Origin of the sequence: Burkholderia sp. MSh2, from assembly GCF_000731655.1 — a bacterium.
In the GTDB taxonomy this organism is placed as follows: domain Bacteria; phylum Pseudomonadota; class Gammaproteobacteria; order Burkholderiales; family Burkholderiaceae; genus Burkholderia; species Burkholderia paludis.
This window is the reverse complement of sequence record NZ_JPGM01000157.1, coordinates 1-729: the sequence shown is the minus strand read 5'-3', so window position 1 is coordinate 729 and position 729 is coordinate 1. Positions and strand designations below refer to the sequence as shown.

1 protein-coding gene and 1 pseudogene are annotated in these 729 nt (G+C 56.7%); both read right to left on the bottom strand.

The window, feature by feature from the left end; genetic code table 11:
• Positions 1-225: pseudogene (locus GQ57_RS38010) on the bottom strand (AraC family transcriptional regulator); the annotation flags it as partial.
• Between the two features lie 323 nt (positions 226-548).
• Positions 549-729, bottom strand: a 181-nt coding sequence (locus GQ57_RS44110; protein ID WP_235215207.1) for a hypothetical protein, incomplete at its 5' end; no start/stop codon positions are given.

The window sequence follows — 729 nt, the reverse complement described above, 5'->3', positions numbered from 1 at the left end:
GAACGTGGTCAACGCATGCACGACGCTGGCGTCGAGCGTACGGGCCGCGTCCGTCCAGATTCCGACACCCGACGACGACCGGACCGGCCCGCCGTGCACGGAATAGAGCCGTAATTCGTAGTGGTCGACAAATGCGCCGTCCGCACGGCCGAGTTGATTGGCGAGTTCGAAAACCGCGGCAAGCTTGCCCATCTGCATAATGGGGAAACCCTCGAGCAACAGCACGATTACGCTTGCGCGTTGGTGCCCGTTACCGGGGCCTCTACCACGATTCACGGTGAACCCCGCCGATGAATGATTCGACACTGTCTGCATTATTACGGACCTTTGACAATTTCTTACATTTCTGATTTTCTGCGCCGCATCATATGGGCGACCCTCGTCCGCCGATTTGTCAATGTCTGTTTTCGCCGTGTTGTTGTCGGAATCAATCAAGCAGATGGTATGGCCCTTTTTCAAGATTCTTCGTACCCGATCGCAATACATTCATTCAAATCCGCAGACAATTGATGCACGTCATTGACGCGGGATTTTGAACCGGAATATGGTTAGCGGTTCTTTCCGCGGCCGAGTACGAGGAACCGGAATCCGTTGGATACGCCAAAAATACCGGCTGGCAAGGCCGGAGCGAGAAAAGGAGCAGGCATTCGGAATGCAATGCGGCGCTTCATGTGAAACGCGCATCGCCGCATTTCGCCCGGACCGGACGGCCGCCCGCCCCGCTGCGCC